Below are 17,600 nucleotides of genomic sequence, written 5' to 3'. Positions count from 1 at the left end.
GCAATGCTCCAAACTGCTCGAAAGTGCCATTTGATGGACAACAACAACCAAGGTCACGCAACGGTCCCGATCTGGGGAGAAGAGTGGGATGAGCCTTGACTTTAGCTGCCAGTTGAGAAAAGTTCTGTCCAGCAAACCGCAAACTTGCGCAGTTGTCGGCACCAGGAGTGTCGCGCCGATCACATTAGTCGAGGGGTGGGGCCGCTGATGGCCAGCAGTAACCAGGGCGGACCAGGGGAGACCGGCGGAGTGAGCGCGCAGGCTTATGTTCACGCGCTGATGCCGATCATGACCGCCGTCACCGAGCAGATCGACGGCCCGATCCAGCAGGCCGCGGATCTGTTCACCGACGCACTGCGCAAGAACGGCGTCATCCAGGCGTTCGGCTCCGGCCACTCCGAGGCGCTGGCGATGGAGATCGCCGGCCGGGCCGGCGGGCTGATCGCGACCAACCGGATCGCGTTGCGCGACCTGGTCCTGCTCGGCGGCGAGCCGATCGAGCTGCTCCGCGGCGGTGAGCTGGAGCGCGACCCGGCGATCGCGCGCCGGCTCTACGACCTGGCCGAACCGCACCCGGCCGACCTGTTCGTGATCGCCTCCAACTCCGGGGTGAACGGCTCGATCGTCGAGTTCGCAGGAGTGGTGAAGGAGAAGGGCCACCCGCTGATCGCGATCACCTCACTGCAGCACACCGGCGGAATGGACTCGCGCCACCCGTCGGGGAAGAAACTCATCGACTTCGCGGACGTGGTGCTGGACAACCATGCGCCGTACGGCGACTCCGTGCTCGACCTGCCCGATGGCGGCAAGGTCTGCGCGGTGTCGTCCATCACCGCCGCACTGATCGCGCAGATGCTGGTCGCCGAGGTCCTGCGCCGGCTGACCGAGGCAGGCGAGACGGCACCGGTCTACCTGTCCGCGAACATCCCGGGCGGCGACGACCACAACCACGCCCTTGAAGCACAGTACGCCGGCCGGATCCGGCGTACTGCATGAAACACTCTCGGAAGGCGGGACCCATGACCACTCCTGACAACCTGTCGCGGCGGCTGTTCCTGCAGCGCGCGGCGGTCGGCACGCTGCTGGCCACCGGTGGCAGCACGCTGCTCTCGGCGTGCGCCAGTGGCGGCAGCGACGACGACAACACCGGCGGTGGCGGCGCCGAACAGACGGCGCAGAACCCGTTCGGGGTAAAGGAATCCGACCCGCTGGACGTGGTGATCTTCAAGGGCGGGTACGGCGACGACTACGCCAAGGCGCACGAGGAGCTCTACAAGAAGAAGTTCCCCGGTGCCACGGTCAAGCACGCAGGTATCACCGACATCACCCCGCAGCTGCAGCCGCGGTTCAACGGTGGCAACCCGCCGGACGTGATCGACAACTCCGGCGCCTCGGCGCTGCCGTCGTCGACGCTGGCCACCAGCGGTCAGCTCGCTGACCTGACCCAGCTGTTCGACGCGCCCTCGATCGACGACGCGAACAAGAAGGTCCGCGACACGATCGAGCCGATCACCCTGGAGGCGGCCCAGCTGGGTGGCAAGCCGCTGCTGCTCAACTACGTGCTGACCGTGTACGCGATCTGGTACAACAAGCCGCTGTTCACCAAGAACGGCTGGGAGCCGGCCAAGACCTGGCAGGAGTTCCTCGACCTGTGCGAGGAGATCAAGAAGACCGGTATCGCGCCGATGGCCCACCAGGGCAAGCACCCGTACTACATCGGCCAGGTGATGATGGACATGGCCGTCAAGCACGGTGGCCACGACGTCATCAAGGCGATCGACCAGCTCGAGCCGAACGCGTGGAAGCACGAGTCGGTCAAGATGGCGGCCGAGGCGATCCTGGAGATCAAGGGCAAGGGCTACATGATGCAGGGCACGGAGGGGCTGGACCACATCCAGTCCCAGACGGCCTGGAACCAGGGCAAGGCGGCGTTCATCCCGTCGGGTTCGTGGCTGGAGAACGAGCAGAAGCCGGTCGCGCCCAAGGACTTCGAGACCACCGCGGCCTACACCCCGCTGCTCGACGGTGCGAAGCTGCCGGTCGACTGCACCCAGATCGCCGCGGGTGAGCCCTTCATCGTCCCGGAGAAGGCGAAGAACAAGGCCGGCGGCCTGGAGTTCATGCGGATCATGCTGTCGAAGGAGGCAGCTGGCAAGTTCACCGAGCTGACCGGCTCGCCGACCGTCGTGACGGGTGCCGGCGAGGGCCTGAAGCTGAGCCCGGGCGCTTCCTCGTCCGGTGCGCTGCTGAAGTCCGGTGGCGAGAACAACTGGACGACGTACTTCGCCGCCTGGTACTCGACGATGGACAAGCCGATCCGTAGCGTTTGGGGCGAGCTGGCCGCGGCCCGGATCACCGCCGACGAGTTCTGCAACCGTGCACAGAAGATCGCCGACGACACGGCCAAGGACCCCAAGACCAAGAAGCAGACCCGCAGCTGATCCAGGCAAAGCCGGGCTGTGTGGGGGCGGAAGCCATCCCACGGCCTGGTGGTGCAAGCTGGGCTGTGGGAGAAGCTGACCCGCAGCCCGGCTGATCCTGCCCCTGCGCTGTTAGGAGAGAGATGCGGCACGGCAGTTACCGGTTCGTCGCGAGCTTCCTCGCGATTCCACTGGCGTTGTATGCGATCTTCGTGATCTCCCCGTTCGTCCAGGCGTTCTACTACTCGCTGACCGACTGGACCGGGATCTCACCGGATTTCAAGTTCGTGGGTTTTGACAACTTCAAGACCCTCGCCGACGACAGCGTGTTTCGCCAGGCGCTCGGGCACAACCTGATCCTGCTTGTCGGGCTGCCGCTGATCACCATCTTCCTCGCCCTGGTGTTCGCCTACCTGCTCAACGTGGGCGGGCGGGCGAACGCCGCGGGGGTGCAGGGGGTCCGCGGGAACGGCTTCTACAAGCTGGCGTTCTTCCTGCCCCAGGTGCTGTCCGTCCCGGTCATCGCGGTCATCTGGGCGACGGTGATGACCTCGACCGACACCGGCCTGCTCAACTCCTTCACGAAGGCGATCGGTCTGGGTACGTCGGAGTACCTGGCCGACCCCAACATCGCGCTGTACTGCGTGATGTGGGTGATGATCTGGGGCAGCGTCGGGTTCTACCTGGTGCTGTTCAACGCGGCGATGTCCGGTATCCCGAAGGACATCTTCGAGGCCGCCATCATCGACGGCGCGGGCCGGTTCTCGACGTTCTACCGGATCACCCTGCCGCTGCTCTGGGACACCATCCAGACCTCCTGGGTGTACCTGGCCATCCTGGCTCTGGACGCGTACGCACTGGTCGCGGTGATGACCGCGGGACCGGGCGGACCCGACAACTCCACCCAGGTGATGGGCCTGCAGATCGCGGACAACGGCTTCCAGTACGGCCGGGCCGGCTACGCCTCGGCGATGGGTGTGGTGCTGTTCTTCCTGACGCTGATCATCGCCGCTGTCATGCTCCGGGCCACCCGCCGCGAGCGGATCGAATACTGAGGGGCCGGAAATGACCGTACCTGTGCAGATCGACGTCGAGGACACCACCTCGAAGGCCGTGCCGGCGGTTCACCCGGCCGGCGGCAAGGACCGTGCCCTCAGCCCGGTGAACGTGTTCTCCCACACGGTGCTGATCGCCTGGAGCATTCTCGTCGTGGTGCCGTTCGTCTGGGCGCTGCTCGCTTCGCTGAAGAGCACCGGCGAGATCTTCGGCGACAACCCGTGGGCGTTGCCCAAGGACCTGCTCTGGTCCAACTTCTCCAGGGCCTGGGACAAGGGCGTCGGCGACTACCTGTTCAACAGCGCCGTGGTCGTCGCCGGCGGTGTCTTCGGCACCATGCTGTTCGGGTCGATGGTCGCCTACGTGCTCGCCCGGTACGAGTTCCCCGGCAACCGCTTCATCTACTACCTGTTCGCGGCCGGGATGATGTTCCCGACCTTCCTGGCGATCGTGCCGCTGTTCTTCGTGGTCAAGGGCTTCGGGATGGTGTCGACGTACCAGGGCCTGATCCTGGTCTACATCGCCTATTCGCTGCCGTTCACCGTGTTCTTCATGCACGCGTTCTTCCGCACCCTGCCGACCTCGATCGCCGAGGCCGCCCTGGTCGACGGTGCCTCCCACGCCACCACGTTCTTCCGGGTGATGCTCCCGATGGCCAAGCCCGGCCTGATCAGCGTCGGCATCTTCAACGTGCTCGGTCAGTTCAACCAGTTCGTGCTGCCGTCGTTCCTGTCGCCGGAGAAACCGGTCCTGTCCCAGGGCATCGCGACCCTCCTCGGCAGCCAGCGCTACGAGAACGAGTGGGGCATCCTGTTCGCCGCACTGACCATCGCCATGGTCCCGGTCATCGCCGTCTACCTGGTCTTCTACCGCCAGGTCCAGGCCGGCCTGACCGGTGCCACCCTCAAGTAGCTAACCTGCCGGGGTGCTGAAACGTCGGACTGTTCTGCAGGGAGTGCTGGCCGGCGCCCTGGTGAGCGGTTGTTCCTCGGGTACGACGGGCGGCACGCCGACGGCGGACCTGGACAACCCGTTCAGCGTGGCCGGTGACGTGCCGGTCGAGGTGCTGGCCGGGGAGGAGTACGGCGGGTTCGCGGCGGCGGCGTACCGGAAGAAGTATCCGGCCGCGAACGTGACCGCGACCGTGTCCGGGAAGCTGCGGGACGTGGCGCTGCCGCGGTTCGCGGCGGGGAGTCCGCCGGACGTGGTGCTGAACTCCGGCGACGGGCGGCTCGAGCTCGGGCGGTTGGTGGGTCAGGGCCAGCTGGCGGATCTGCGACCGCTGCTGGAGGCTCCCGCCTGGGACAACGCCGACGCGACGGTGCAGGACGCCGTACTGCCGGGGATGCTCGAGGCCGGGCGGTACGACGGGTCGCAGCGGACCGTGAACTACATCGCCACCGTGTACGGCCTGTGGTACTCGGCCAGCCTGTTCCAGCGGTTCGGCTGGGACGTCCCGCGCACCTGGCCGGAATTGCTTGCCCTCGGCACCGAAATGAAGGCGGCCGGGCTCGGCCCGTTCGTGTACGCCGGCGCGCACCCGTACTACCTGCTGGAACTGGTGCTCACGCTGGCCGCGAAGACCGGCGGCCACGACGTGGTGAAGCGGATCGACAACCTCGAGGACGGCGCCTGGAAGGACGAGAGCGTCACCCGGGCGATCAGCGCGGTCGGCGAGCTCGGCAAGCGCGGGCTGATCGCACCGGGCAGCGCCGAGTTCGACCACATCGCCTCGCAGAAACGGTTCCTGGCCTCGAGGGCCGGCCTGCTGCCGTGCGGGAACTGGCTCGAGAACGAGATGAAACCGCTGGTCCCGCCGAACTTCGCGCTGACCATGATCGGGGTGCCGCCGCTCGACGGCTCGCCCGCACTCGCGCGTGGCCTGCACGTCGCGGCCACCGCGCCGTACCTGGTCCCGGAGCAGGCGAAGAACAGGGCGGGCGGGCAGGAGTACCTCCGGGCGATGCTGACCAAGGACGTCGCCGCCCAGGTCACCGAGGAGTCGAACCAGCTCACCATCGTCCGCGGTGCGGCCGACGGCCTGGAGATCGGTACGGCGCTCCGTTCGGCCCGCGACCTGCTGACAGCGGCCGGGGACCAGGTCATCACCTGGTACTTCGCCGACTGGTACCCCGGCTTCGCCACCACCGCGGCCCAGTCCACCGGCCAGTTCCTCACCGGCGGCCTCCAACTCTCCGAGTGGACCGCCCGGATCCAGTCCGCCGCCGACAAACTCAAGCAGGACAAAGCGGTCACGAAGTACCACCGGGACTGAATCCCGGGTTTGGCCATCCGCAAAACCCTCGCCGTCGGCTCCGAGCCGTCGTAACCTCGAAAGAGGGTGGTGAGGTCGATGGAGTGGGTAGCTGCGCTGCTCCTGTTCGTGTTCATGTGCGGGTTGCTCAACCTGATGTTGCCGCAGCCGCCGGCGTCGCGCTGGCGTCGGGGTGTGCAGGCCTTGGCCGGGCGGCTGGCTCGCCGGCTTCGCCGGCGTACGGTGCCCGAGCCTGACCCCTTCGACACATTGCGCCTGCAGACCAGGCTCGGTCATCTGGCCGGTGAGATCCGGCGGATCGAGACCGCCCCCGGGGTCTACGCGAGGGCACACCGGTTGATGGCCGTCGAGGCGGCGTACGACGACCTGCTCGACGAGGCCTGCCGGCTGGCCGGCATACCCACCGAAGCCGAACTGAAGCGCGGCGAGGAGAAACGCTGGCGCGAGGAACAGGAACTGGCCTCCCGCGGCTGGTCGTGGTAGCTAGGGCCACACCACCTGGTCGAGGAAGTCCTCAACCGCCGTCGCGACCTGCCCGAGTACGGCGGCCGACGCGGCCAGCCTGCCGGGGACGTACATGCCGTGGTCGGCCTCCGGGACTTCCAGCAGGTACGGCGTGAGCTCACGAGCCAGCGTGGAGTCCCAGAGTGGGTCCGCCGTACCGCCGACCAGCAGGAACGGTGCGGTCGCGCGGCGCAGGCCGTCGACCACCCAGGTGCTGGGCAACACAGGTGTCAGCCAAACCGCCGGGAATCCGCGCTCCGCGGCGAGGGTGGAGCCATAACTGCCGAGTGACTTCCCGATCAGCAACACGTCGTCACTCACGTGGTCGAGGGCCTTCTCGACCTGGGGCAGAACCCATGGGCCGCGCTCCGACTCGGTCAGCGTCAGCGGGCGGTCCGGCTCGTCCCACCACACCCGGACCACGTCGGCTCCCCGGTGCTCGGCTGCATCGGCGGCGTACATGAGCAGCGGCGATGTCGGCCCGAACTGCCCGCCGGGGATGACCACAACTGTGGGCGAACTCATAGGACGGAGTTTATGGGGAGGAAACCGCCCCGGTGTGGATCGGCGCTGGGGCGCTGGCAGAATCGGGGGCATGTCTGTAGCTGCGTCTGACCCCTCCGCAGCCGGTTCCCAGCGTCGCCCTCGGGTGCTGTCCGGGATCCAGCCGACGGCGGACTCCTTCCACTTCGGCAACTACCTCGGTGCGTTGCGTCAGTGGGTGGCCCTGCAGGACGACCATGACGCGTTCTACTGCGTGGTCGATCTGCACGCGATCACGGTGGAGTACGACCCGAAGGCTCTGCGGGAGCGGACCCGCCGTTCGGTGGCGCAGCTGCTCGCCGCCGGGATCGACCCGGAGCGGTCCACGCTGTTCGTCCAGTCGCACGTCCCCGAGCACGCCCAGCTGAGCTGGGTGCTCGGCTGCCTGACCGGGTTCGGCGAGGCCAGCCGGATGACGCAGTTCAAGGACAAGTCCGCCAAGGGCGGCGCCGACCGGGCCACCGTGGGCCTGTTCACGTACCCGATCCTGCAGGCCGCCGACATCCTGATCTACCAGGCCGACCGCGTCCCGGTGGGCGAGGACCAGCGCCAGCACCTGGAGCTGACCCGGGACCTGGCCGGGCGGTTCAACCACCGGTTCGGCAAGACCTTCCGGCTGCCCGAGGCGTACATCGTCAAGGAGACGGCGAAGATCGGGGACCTGCAGGACCCGACAGCCAAGATGAGCAAGTCGAGCTCCTCGCCGGCCGGCATCATCGACCTGCTGGACGACCCGAAGGTGAGCGCGAAGAAGATCCGCTCCGCGGTCACCGACTCCGGCCGCGAGGTCGTCTTCGACCCGGAGAACAAAGCCGGTGTGGCCAACCTGCTGACCATCTACTCGGCTCTGACCGGCCGCAAGATCAGCGAGCTCGAGGACGAGTACGCCGGTCGCGGGTACGGCGACTTCAAGAAGGACCTGGCCGAGGTCGTCGTCGAGTTCGTCACCCCGTTCCGGGAGAAGACGCTCGGCTATCTGGACGACAAGGCCCAGCTGGACGCGATCCTGGCGGCCGGGGCGGAGCGCGCCCGGGCGGTGACCGAGCCGACCCTGCAGCGGGTGTACGACCGGCTGGGCTTCGTGCCGGCACCCCCGATGTTCGGGCCGGCCCTCGGATCGGGCCGGTAGGGCCCCGGATGGCGACGATCGGTGTCGCGATCCCGATCGCGGAACCCTACGGCTCGGAGTTGCAGAAGTACCGGGCCGAGTTCGGTGATCCGATGGCCTCCTCGATCCCCACCCACGTGACCCTGCTGCCGCCGACCGTGGTGGACGAGGCCGACCTGGCCCTGATCGACGACCACCTGCGCGAGGTGGCCGCGCGGTTCCCGAGCTTCCGGATCCGGCTGCGCGGTACGGCGACGTTCCGGCCGATCTCGCCGGTGGTGTTCGTACCGCTGGCCGAGGGCATCTCGTCGTGCGAGGTGCTGCAGTCGCAGGTCCGGTCGGGGCCGCTGCAGGTGGAGCTGCGGTTCCCGTACCACCCGCACGTGACGCTGGCGCACGACTTGGACAAGGAGTCGCTCGACCGCGCGTACGACGCCCTGTCGGAGTACGACTGCGCCTTCGACGTCGACGCCTTCAGCCGTTACGAACACGGCGCCGACGGCGTGTGGCGCCCGCAGCGGTCGTTCCCCTTGGCAGGCTAGGTCTCCTGCACTTCGGGGTACAGGAGACCAATGGGAATCAGGACGGCGTGGAAGCGCTTCAGCCGGACGCAGTTGTGGCGCGCCTGGAACCGGTACGGCGACCGGCGGGGTAACCGGCTGGCCGGGGCGACGAGCTTCTTCGGGTTCCTGTCGCTGTTCCCGCTGATCGTGCTGGCCGCGGCGATCACCGGCCCGCTGCTCGGTGACGCCGCGGTCGAGACGCTGAAGGAGTCGCTGACGCAGAACCTGCCCGGTATCGGCGACAAGATCGACATCGACTCGCTGATCAGCCACGCCGGCACCATCGGCCTGGTTTCCGGCGTCTCGCTGCTGATCACCGGCCTCGGCTGGATCGACTCCCTGCGGGCCTCGATCCGTTCGATGCACGAACTGGACGACCAGCCCGGCAACATCGTCAAGCTCAAGCTCGTCGACCTCGGCGCACTGGTCGGTCTCGGGGTGATCGGCGTGATCGCGACAGGTGCCTCGTCGGTGCTGACCGGCCTGTCCGAGCGCATCGTCGACTGGGTCGACCTGGACGGGACCTGGCTGGCCAACTGGGGACTCGACCTGATCAGCATCGTCCTGGGCATCGCGGCGGGCGCCGTGCTCTTCCTGTACCTGCTGACCGCGATGCCGCGGATCGTCCTGCCTCGCAAGGTCGCCCTGATCGCGGCGCTGGCCGGTGGCGTCCTGTTCTTCCTCGCGCAGAAGCTCGGCAACATCTACGTCACGTACGTCCTCGGCAGCAACGCGGCGTACGGCGCGCTGGCGTTGCCGCTGGCGCTGCTGGTGTGGATCTACCTGATGACCCGGGCGATCATGCTCCTCGCGGCGTGGACGAAGGAGGCCAGCCTTGACGCCTGGGCGAGGGAGCACTCGGACGAGCGTCGCCTGCAGATCGCGGAGGAGCCGCTGCTGCCAGGGCCGCCCGGGAAGCGCTACACGGTCGTGCCGGTGCCGCAGAAGAAGGCCGACACAGTTGCGGTCGCCGCCGGTGCCTTGCTCGGCGTGACAGCCAGCGCTCTGGCGGTGCAGCTGGCCAAGGCCGCCCGCTCCATCCGCCGCTAGGCGGTCTCTGACGGTTCCCGTCAGACACCGCCTAGTGCCTTCGTCTCCTCAGGCCACGTGGTCGTCGCAGGAACAGGCCGAGTAGCAAGACTGGTGGTGCGGCGTAGGCCCAGGCCGGGATGCGGAGTATCAGCGATTGGACGGCTTGTCCTGGGTTGAGGACAGTGCGGCTGCGCGGCGGCTGCGCCGTACCGGACTCGGACCTCGTCGTTCCGTTGGGACCGGCAGCAACCTGCGGTGGCGGTGCCGCGGGCTTGACCAGCGTGCCGACGGGGTTGAGTTGGTCGTAGTTCTTGAACGTCCAGGAGAGCAGGTTGGTCGCGTCCTCGGTGATGCCATGGGGTGCGTTCATCAGTGTCACGACCAGGGTGTGGCCGTGTCGGCGGGCCGCTCCGACGAACGTGTTGCGGGCCAGCGTCGTGTAGCCGGTCTTGACGCCCAGTGCGCCGTCGTAGCCGAACAGCAACTTGTTCTGGTTCGCGACCTGGTAGGTGCCCTTGTTTCCGACGTTCGGGAAGGCCGTGTACTTCGTCGCCGCGTACTTGGCGAAGTCGGGCCGGGCCAGCCCGGCGCGGGCGAAGAGGGCCAGGTCGTAGGCGCTGGAGTACTGCCCGTCGGCGTCGAGCCCGGTCGGGTCGGTCACGGTCGTGTCGAGCGCACCGAGTTCCTTGGCTTTCTGGTTCATCCGCTGGATCGTGCCGCGGACACCGCCCTGGTCGTGGACGCACAGGGCGTGCACCGCGTCGTTGCCGGAGGCCAGGAACATGCCCTCGAACAGCAGGTCGACGCTGTACCGCAGACCCGGGTACACACCGACCTTGCTGCCCTCGATACCGGCGTCCGCGTCGGTGCCGACCACCACGTCCGACTTCTTGAGCCGCGGCAGCAGGACGAGCGCGGTGAGGGTCTTGAGCGTGCTGGCCGGTCGCAGCTTGGCGTGCGGTGCCTTCGCGGCCAGTACTTCGCCGGTGTCGATATCGGCGACGACGTACGCCGATGCCCGGACGGCCGGCGGCGTCGCCCCGTCGGCGACCACCGTCGGCTTCGTGGTCAGCTGGTCGCCGCCGACCGGGCTTTGTGGGCCCTGGCCGGCGGCGGTTGCTGTCAGCGGACCGCTGACCACCAGTACGGCGGTAGCGGCAGCCGTCAGAAGCACACGCATCGGCGGCACTCTAGACGGCCTTCGGTGCCCACGTCACGCCCGGTACGCCGTCCACATGTTGCTGATGCGGGTGCTCTGCCCGGGAGTGAACTGGTTGTAGCAGGAGTCGTACGAATAGTCCATGTAGTTGCGGATCGGGTCCAGACCGGGCAGCGAGCACGAGTCGCGGCCGACGGGGCAGCCGCTGCTGGCACTGCCCTGGGCCGGGGTGTCCGACACGGAGTCGTTCGTGCTCGTGCAACCGCCCTGGAACGTGTGGTACAGCCCGAACCAGTGGCCGGCCTCGTGCGTGGCAGTCTTGCCGAGGTTGAAGTTCGTCGACGAACCGCCCGGCAGCGAGCTGTACTGCACCCGGATGCCGTCGATCGACGGGTTGCTCGCGTAGTCCCACGGGAACGTCGCGATGCCGAGGTAGGAGAAGTTGACCAGCCAGATGTTGAGGGCGTTCTTGCCACCCTTGCGGGTCTGCGAGCGGTACGTCGTGCTCTGGCCGTCGCGGTGCCAGGTGCTGTTGTTGTAGCGGTAGGTGCCGGCCAGGTAGAAGCTGAAGCCGGTGTTCGCCGCCTGGGACGACTCGCCGCCGGCGAAGTTCTGGTTCAGCTCGGCGATCTGCTGCGAGATCTGGGTGTCGGTCACGTCACCGGCACCGGAGCTGCTGCGCATCACGTGGATGTACACCGGCACACTTGCGGAGGCCAGCGTGCCAGCCTGTGGGGTCAGTCCGCGGGCAGCCTTCGCCTTCAGGATCTGCGCGGTTCTCGCGTCGATCGCCTTCTGCTCGGCCACCGACAGCTCGCGGTGGTCGGCGCCCTGCCCACCCCGGGCCGAGGTCGACTCGGGCGGGGTGAAGCAGGGGTTGCCGACCTGGTCGGCCGGCAACTTCGCGGTCGCCTGACCACCGAGGGGGCTGAACGCGAGCGCCGTACCAGCCAGCAGAACGGCCAGGGCGCGGGCGCGGGGACGGGTGGGGGCGGACAACGTGAAAGATCGCATAGGAGCGTCCTCCGGGATGGGGCCGCTTGGGCGGTGCGGCCGAATCCCCCGATTTTCCGCACGATGCCGCAGAGTGCAAAGCCGTTCACTGACCGTCCAGTGCCACGGCACCACCGCGCCGACGCACCCTCAGGCCAGTTCCTCCTCGGCTCGCTGGATGGCGGCGAACTCCTCTTCGGGGGCGGCGGCGACCAGGTGGTGGCGGCTGTAGAACCAGAAGTACGCGATGGCGACCACGAAGATCGCGGCGGTGATGGCCGCGGCCTTCTCGTCCACGAAGAACGTGGCCACCACGGCCGTCACGGCCAGGACCAGCGCGATGCCGGTGGTCACGCGCCCGCCGGGCGTCCTGTACGGCCGGTCCAGGTTGGGCTCGCGGACCCGGAGGACGATGTGGGCGAGCATCATCAGCACGTACGAGACGGTCGCGCCGAAGACGGCGATGTTGATCAGCAGCGCGCCGTCCTGGGTGATCGCGGCGAGCAGGAAACCGATCAGGCCCGGAACGGTGAGGGCGAGGTACGGCGTCTTGCGCTTGCCGGTGACCGACAGGAACCGGGGCAGATAACCCGCCCGGGACAGCGCGAACAGCTGCCGGGAGTACGCGTAGATGATCGAGAAGAAGCTCGCGACCAGCCCGGCCAGCCCGACGTAGTTGACGAAGTCTGCCACCCAGGTGTCACCGCCGAACGCCGTCCGCAGGGCCAGCGGGAGCGGGTTGTCGGATTCGGCGATCACCGAGGAGCCCGCGCCGCCGGCGGTGAAGACGAGCATCAGCGCGGCGAAGACCAGCAGGACCCCCATGCCGGTGATGATGCCGCGGGGCATGTCCTTGCGCGGATCCCGCGCCTCCTCGGCGGCCAGTGGCACACCCTCGATCGCGAGGAAGAACCAGATCCCGTAGACAAGTGCCGCCAGCACCCCGGCGTACCCGAACGGGATGAAGTCGCTCGCACCTGCCGCGGTGTTCGGCACGATGTCGAACAGCTTGTCGGCGTCGAACTTCGGCACCATCGCGATCACGAACACCACCAGCGCGACCACGGCGAGCACGGTGATCCCGAGTGTCAACCGGAGCGCCTCGCCCACGCCGTACAGGTGGATGCCGACGAAGATCACGTAGCAGGCCAGGTAGACCGGCCAGCTCGACGTCAGCCCGAACAACCCGAGCGCCTCGATGTAGCCGCCGATGAAGGTGGCGATCGCGGCCGGCGCGATGGCGTACTCGATCAGGATCGCCGTCCCGGTGGCGAATCCGCCGAGCGGGCCGAGCGCCCGGCGGGCGAACCCGTACCCGGCGCCGGCGACCGGGATCGCGGAGGCGAGCTCGGCCAGGCCGAACACCATGCAGGTGTACATCGTGGCCATCAGCACGGTCGCGATCAGCAGGCCGCCCCAGCCACCCTCGGCCAGACCGAAGTTCCAGCCGGCGAAGTCGCCGGAGATGACGTAGGCGACGCCCAGCCCGGCGAGCAGGACCCAGCCGGCCGCGCCGCGCTTCAGTTGCCGGTGTTCCAGGTACTCCTTGCCGACCTGCTGGTAGTCGACACGGGTGTTCTTCCGGCTCATCGTGGGCCCTCCAATGGTCTACCGCCATACCACTAGGAATGGCACGAGGTTCCTCGCGCCACGACCCGGTGTCAAGAGAAACGCCGGATTGACATCCAGGCCGACGCTTGCGTCAATGGACTGACCGCAGACCAATAGACCTCCGGGAGCGACCGTGGACTCGAACACCGGCAAGCTGACCGTGCAGGCACTCCGCGAACTGGTCGCGGCCGGGCAGATCGACACCGTGCTGGTCGCGATCACCGACATGCAGGGCCGGCTGCAGGGCAAACGCTGCGGCGCGCGGTACTTCCTGGAGGAGGTGCTGGCGCACGGCACCGAGGGCTGCAACTACCTGCTCGCGGTCGACGTCGACATGAACACGGTCGACGGCTACCAGATGTCGTCCTGGGAACGGGGCTACGGCGACCTGTTGATGGCGCCAGACCTCGACACGCTACGGCTGATCCCCTGGCTCGAGGGCACCGCGATGGTGCTCTGCGACGTGCAGTGGCTCGACGGCAGCCCGATGCCCGCCTCACCGCGGCAGATCCTCCGAGCCCAGCTGGACCGGCTGGCCGAGCGCGGCCTCAACGCGTACGTCGGGACCGAGCTCGAGTTCATGGTCTTCGACGAGACGTTCGAGTCGGCCTGGAACAAGCGGTACCGCGACCTGACCCCGGCGAACCAGTACAACGTCGACTACTCACTCCTCGGCACCACGCGGGTCGAGCCGTTGCTGCGCGACATCCGCAACGGGATGACCGGAGCCGGGCTGTACGTCGAGTCGGCCAAGGGCGAGTGCAACCTCGGCCAGCACGAGATCGCGTTCCGGTACGACGAGGCACTCGTGACGTGTGACAACCACTCGATCTACAAGAACGGCGCGAAGGAGATCGCCGCCAAGCACGGCAAGAGCCTGACCTTCATCGCGAAGTACGACGAACGCGAGGGCAACTCGTGCCACATCCACCTGAGCTTCCGGTCCACCGAGGGCGAGGCCGTCCTCGCGGGTGATCGCCAGTACGGGTTCTCCGAGCTGATGGAGCGGTTCATCGCCGGCCAGCTCGCCTGCCTGCCCGAGTTCACCTACCTGCTCGCACCGAACATCAACTCCTACAAGCGCTTCGTGAAGGGCAGCTTCGCGCCGACCGCGGTCGCCTGGGGGCTGGACAACCGCACCTGCTCGCTCCGCGTGGTCGGGCACGGCGAGTCGCTCCGGGTCGAGAACCGGCTGCCCGGCGGCGACGTGAACCCGTATCTCGCCGTCGCCGCGATCATCGCCGCCGGCCTGCACGGCATCGAGAACGAACTGCCGCTCGAGCCGCTGCTCGAGGGCAACGCCTACGACTCCGACAAGGAGCATGTGCCGACGACGCTGCGCGAGGCGGCCGCGCTGTTCACCGGCTCGAAGGTCGCCCGCCTGGCGTTCGGCGACGAGATGGTCGACCACTACACCAACGCCGCGCGGATCGAGCTGGACGCGTACGACGCGGCCGTCACCGACTGGGAGCGGGTTCGTGGCTTCGAGCGCCTCTGACAAGCCGAGGATCGGCATCACGACGTACCTCGAGCCGACCGTCTGGGGTGTCTGGGAGCGCGATGCCGCCCTGCTCCCGCGGGTCTATCTCGACGCGGTGGTCGCGGCCGGCGGCGTACCGTTGCTGCTCCCTCCGGTCGGCACCGACACCGCCGTGCTCGACGTGCTGGACGGCCTCATCGTCGCGGGCGGCTGCGATGTCGACCCCTCGACGTACGACGCCACGCCGCATCCGGAGACGGTCGGCACCAGGCCGGGCCGGGATGAGCACGAGACGATCCTGATCCGGGCGGCGCTCGACCGAGACCTGCCGCTGCTCGCGATCTGCCGCGGACTGCAGATGCTCAACGTCACGCTCGGCGGAACGCTCCAGCAGCACTTGCCCGACGTGGTCGCGCACGACGAGCACCGGCCGTCGCCGGCCGTGTTCGGGACCACCGAGGTCAAGATCGAGCCGGGCACGCTGACCGCACGGCTCTTCGGCGACCGGACGAGCGTGCGCTGCTACCACCACCAGGCCCTGGACGTGGTGGCGCCGACGCTTCAGGTCACCGCCCGCGCCGGCGACGGGACGGTGGAGGCGGCCGAGGTGGCAGGCCATGACTTCGCTCTGGGCGTGCAGTGGCACCCGGAGGAGAACCCCGACGACCTGCGGCTGTTCACCGCACTGATCGCAGCAACCAGGAGCCCATCATCCGGGAGCACAGCATGAGGTACGACGTGATCAACCCGGCCACCGAGAAGGTCGTCCGGACGATCTCCCTGGCCACCGAGGAGGACGCGGACGCGGCGATCGCGCGGGCCGCGAAGGCCTTCGAGGAATGGCGGGACGTCGCCCCGGCGGACCGCGGCCGGCTGCTGCGCCGGTTCGCTGACGCGGTGGACGCCGACCTGGACAACCTTGCCGCCTTGGAGGTCGAGAACGCCGGTCACACCATCGGCAACGCCCGTTGGGAGGCCGGTAACGTCCGCGACGTCCTGACCTACTACTCGGCCGCGCCGGAACGCCTGTTCGGCAAGCAGATTCCCGTTGCCGGCGGCATCGATGTGACGTTCCAGGAACCGCTCGGCGTGGTCGGCGTGATCGTGCCGTGGAACTTCCCGATGCCGATCGCCGGCTGGGGTTTCGCACCCGCCCTGGCCGCGGGCAACACCGTCGTACTGAAACCGGCCGAGCTCACGCCGCTGACCGCGATCCGGCTCGGTGAGCTGGCGCTGGAGGCCGGGCTGCCGCCGGGGGTGTTCGAGGTCGTCCCGGGCAAGGGCTCGGTCGTCGGGCAGCGGTTCGTCACCCATGCGGGCGTACGCAAGGTCGTCTTCACCGGGTCGACCGCGGTCGGCAAGCAGATCATGGCCGGGTGCGCCGAGCAGGTGAAGCGGGTGACGCTCGAGCTCGGCGGGAAGTCGGCCAACATCGTGTTCGCCGACGCGGAGCTGGACAAGGCCGCGGCCAAGGCGCCGTACGGCGTGTTCGACAACGCGGGTCAGGACTGCTGCGCGCGATCGCGGATCCTGGTCGAGCGGTCGGCGTACGACCGGTTCCTGGAACTGCTCGAGCCGGCGGTGAAGTCCTTCAAGGTCGGCGATCCCAGTGACCCCGCGACCGAGATGGGGCCGCTGATCTCCGCCGGGCAGCTGGAGCGGGTGGCGTCGTACGTGCGGAACCCCGCGTTCCAGGGCGCCGCGCCCGAGGGGCCCGGGTTCTGGTTCCCGCCGACGGTGCTGGCACCGGTCGCGGTGGACGACCGCGTGGTCCGGGACGAGATCTTCGGGCCGGTCGTCGCGGTGATCCCGTTCGAGGACGAGGCCGACGCGGTGCGGATCGCGAACGACAGCGAGTACGGGCTGTCCGGGTCGATCTGGACCCGCGATGTCGGCCGGGCGCTGCGGGTCGGCCGCGGCGTGGAGGCGGGCAACCTGTCGGTCAACTCGAACTCGTCCGTCCGGTACTCGACACCGTTCGGCGGCTACAAGCAGTCCGGGCTCGGCCGCGAGCTCGGCCCGGACGCGCTGGACGCGTTCACCGAGACCAAGAACATCTTCATCAGCACGGAGGACTGAATGGACGTGAAGGCAAGCCGGCTGGAAGGCCGGGTCGCGGTCGTCACCGGCGGTGCGAGCGGAATCGGCCTGGCCGCGGTACGGCGGCTCGCGGCCGAGGGGGCCAAGGTCGTCATCGGCGACCTGGACCCGGCCGCCGGCAAGGCCGCCGCGGACGAGGCGGGCGGGCTGTTCGTCGCCACCGACGTCACCGACCAGGCGGCGGTGGAGAACCTGTTCCAGCAGGCGTTCGACACCTACGGCAGCGTCGACATCGCGTTCAACAACGCGGGGATCTCACCGCCGGACGACGCGTCGATCCTGGACACCGGGCTGGACGCGTGGCGCAAGGTGCAGGAGGTCAACCTGACCTCGGTGTACCTGTGCTGCAAGGCCGCGATCCCTTACATGCAACGGCAGGGCAAGGGGTCGATCATCAACACCGCGTCGTTCGTCGCGGTGATGGGCGCGGCCACGTCGCAGATCTCGTACTCCGCGTCGAAGGGCGGCGTCCTGGCGATGAGCCGCGAGCTCGGCGTCGAGTTCGCCCGGCAGGGGATCCGGGTCAACGCGCTCTGCCCGGGGCCGGTGAACACGCCGCTGCTGACCGAGCTGTTCGCGAAGGACCCGGAGCGGGCCCAGCGCCGGCTGGTGCACGTGCCGATGGGCCGGTTCGGCGAGCCGGAGGAGATCGCCGCGGCGGTCGCGTTCCTGGCCAGCGACGACGCCTCCTTCATCACCGCCAACACCTTCCTGGTGGACGGCGGCATCTCGGGTGCCTACGTGACCCCGATCTAG

17 protein-coding genes are annotated in these 17,600 nt (G+C 68.3%); 13 read left to right on the top strand and 4 right to left on the bottom strand.

The window, feature by feature from the left end:
- Positions 1-207: 207 nt before the first annotated feature.
- From AB0F43_RS36510 to AB0F43_RS36485, 6 genes are all read left to right on the top strand, one after another.
- Positions 208-996, top strand: a complete 789-nt coding sequence (locus AB0F43_RS36510; RefSeq protein ID WP_360487912.1) for an SIS domain-containing protein — start codon at positions 208-210, stop codon at positions 994-996.
- A 23-nt stretch (positions 997-1,019) separates the two neighbouring features.
- Entirely contained in the window at positions 1,020-2,441 is a 1,422-nt protein-coding gene (ngcE, locus tag AB0F43_RS36505) for an N-acetylglucosamine/diacetylchitobiose ABC transporter substrate-binding protein (RefSeq protein WP_360487910.1), read from the top strand.
- Between the two features lie 122 nt (positions 2,442-2,563).
- Positions 2,564-3,475, top strand: coding sequence for a sugar ABC transporter permease (locus AB0F43_RS36500; RefSeq protein ID WP_360487907.1), 912 nt, complete (start codon positions 2,564-2,566; stop codon positions 3,473-3,475).
- 10 nt (positions 3,476-3,485) lie between these two features.
- Complete coding sequence (locus AB0F43_RS36495) at positions 3,486-4,388, top strand: carbohydrate ABC transporter permease (protein ID WP_360487905.1); 903 nt, start codon at positions 3,486-3,488, stop codon at positions 4,386-4,388.
- A gap of 13 nt (positions 4,389-4,401) precedes the next feature.
- Positions 4,402-5,751: an N-acetylglucosamine/diacetylchitobiose ABC transporter substrate-binding protein gene (gene ngcE, locus AB0F43_RS36490; protein WP_360487902.1), complete on the top strand. Its 1,350-nt coding sequence runs from the start codon at positions 4,402-4,404 to the stop codon at positions 5,749-5,751.
- 78 nt (positions 5,752-5,829) lie between these two features.
- A complete protein-coding gene (locus tag AB0F43_RS36485) occupies positions 5,830-6,234 on the top strand; it encodes a hypothetical protein (RefSeq protein ID WP_360487899.1) in 405 nt (134 codons plus the stop codon).
- Here the strand turns inward: AB0F43_RS36485 and AB0F43_RS36480 are convergent, their stop codons facing one another.
- Positions 6,235-6,780 (bottom strand): alpha/beta hydrolase, encoded by a 546-nt coding sequence (locus tag AB0F43_RS36480; RefSeq protein WP_360487896.1) that lies wholly within the window; start codon positions 6,778-6,780, stop codon positions 6,235-6,237.
- Between the two features lie 70 nt (positions 6,781-6,850).
- On the opposite strand from AB0F43_RS36480, the gene trpS reads away from it, so the two are divergent.
- The 3 genes from trpS to AB0F43_RS36465 are packed head-to-tail and all read left to right on the top strand — an operon-like array spanning position 6,851 to position 9,519.
- Positions 6,851-7,927, top strand: coding sequence for a tryptophan--tRNA ligase (trpS, locus tag AB0F43_RS36475; RefSeq protein WP_360487893.1), 1,077 nt, complete (start codon positions 6,851-6,853; stop codon positions 7,925-7,927).
- 8 nt (positions 7,928-7,935) lie between these two features.
- On the top strand, positions 7,936-8,448 hold the full coding sequence (locus tag AB0F43_RS36470; protein WP_360487891.1) for a 2'-5' RNA ligase family protein: 513 nt from the start codon (positions 7,936-7,938) through the stop codon (positions 8,446-8,448).
- Positions 8,449-8,478: 30 nt separating this feature from the next.
- Complete coding sequence (locus AB0F43_RS36465; RefSeq protein WP_360487888.1) at positions 8,479-9,519, top strand: YihY/virulence factor BrkB family protein; 1,041 nt, start codon at positions 8,479-8,481, stop codon at positions 9,517-9,519.
- Between the two features lie 31 nt (positions 9,520-9,550).
- On the opposite strand, the gene AB0F43_RS36460 is transcribed toward AB0F43_RS36465, so the two are convergent.
- From AB0F43_RS36460 to eat, 3 genes are all read right to left on the bottom strand, one after another.
- Positions 9,551-10,681 (bottom strand): D-alanyl-D-alanine carboxypeptidase, encoded by a 1,131-nt coding sequence (locus AB0F43_RS36460; RefSeq protein ID WP_360487885.1) that lies wholly within the window; start codon positions 10,679-10,681, stop codon positions 9,551-9,553.
- Between the two features lie 33 nt (positions 10,682-10,714).
- Positions 10,715-11,674 carry a zinc metalloprotease gene (locus tag AB0F43_RS36455; protein ID WP_360487882.1) on the bottom strand — a complete coding sequence of 320 codons (960 nt, stop codon included), beginning with the start codon at positions 11,672-11,674 and terminating at the stop codon, positions 10,715-10,717.
- Positions 11,675-11,803: 129 nt separating this feature from the next.
- The gene (eat, locus tag AB0F43_RS36450; protein ID WP_360487879.1) at positions 11,804-13,243 is read right to left on the bottom strand and encodes an ethanolamine permease; all 1,440 of its coding nucleotides are present in this window, start codon (positions 13,241-13,243) and stop codon (positions 11,804-11,806) included.
- A 154-nt stretch (positions 13,244-13,397) separates the two neighbouring features.
- Here eat and AB0F43_RS36445 point away from each other — a divergent pair, with 154 nt between their 5' ends.
- Genes AB0F43_RS36445 through AB0F43_RS36430 form a run of 4 tightly spaced genes read left to right on the top strand, consistent with a single transcriptional unit; the run spans position 13,398 to position 17,600 of the window.
- Entirely contained in the window at positions 13,398-14,762 is a 1,365-nt protein-coding gene (locus AB0F43_RS36445) for a glutamine synthetase family protein (protein ID WP_360487876.1), read from the top strand.
- Complete coding sequence (locus tag AB0F43_RS36440; protein ID WP_360487873.1) at positions 14,743-15,474, top strand: gamma-glutamyl-gamma-aminobutyrate hydrolase family protein; 732 nt, start codon at positions 14,743-14,745, stop codon at positions 15,472-15,474. The genes AB0F43_RS36445 and AB0F43_RS36440 overlap by 20 nt, the downstream gene beginning before the upstream one ends.
- The gene (locus tag AB0F43_RS36435) at positions 15,471-16,823 is read left to right on the top strand and encodes an aldehyde dehydrogenase family protein (RefSeq protein WP_360487870.1); all 1,353 of its coding nucleotides are present in this window, start codon (positions 15,471-15,473) and stop codon (positions 16,821-16,823) included. The genes AB0F43_RS36440 and AB0F43_RS36435 overlap by 4 nt, the downstream gene beginning before the upstream one ends.
- Positions 16,824-17,600 carry a 3-oxoacyl-ACP reductase gene (locus AB0F43_RS36430; RefSeq protein ID WP_360487867.1) on the top strand — a complete coding sequence of 259 codons (777 nt, stop codon included), beginning with the start codon at positions 16,824-16,826 and terminating at the stop codon, positions 17,598-17,600.

It is taken from the genome of Kribbella sp. NPDC023972 (assembly GCF_040639075.1).
GTDB lineage: Bacteria > Actinomycetota > Actinomycetes > Propionibacteriales > Kribbellaceae > Kribbella.
Note: the sequence above shows the minus strand (reverse complement) of the source record. Positions and strands in the feature narration are given on the sequence as shown.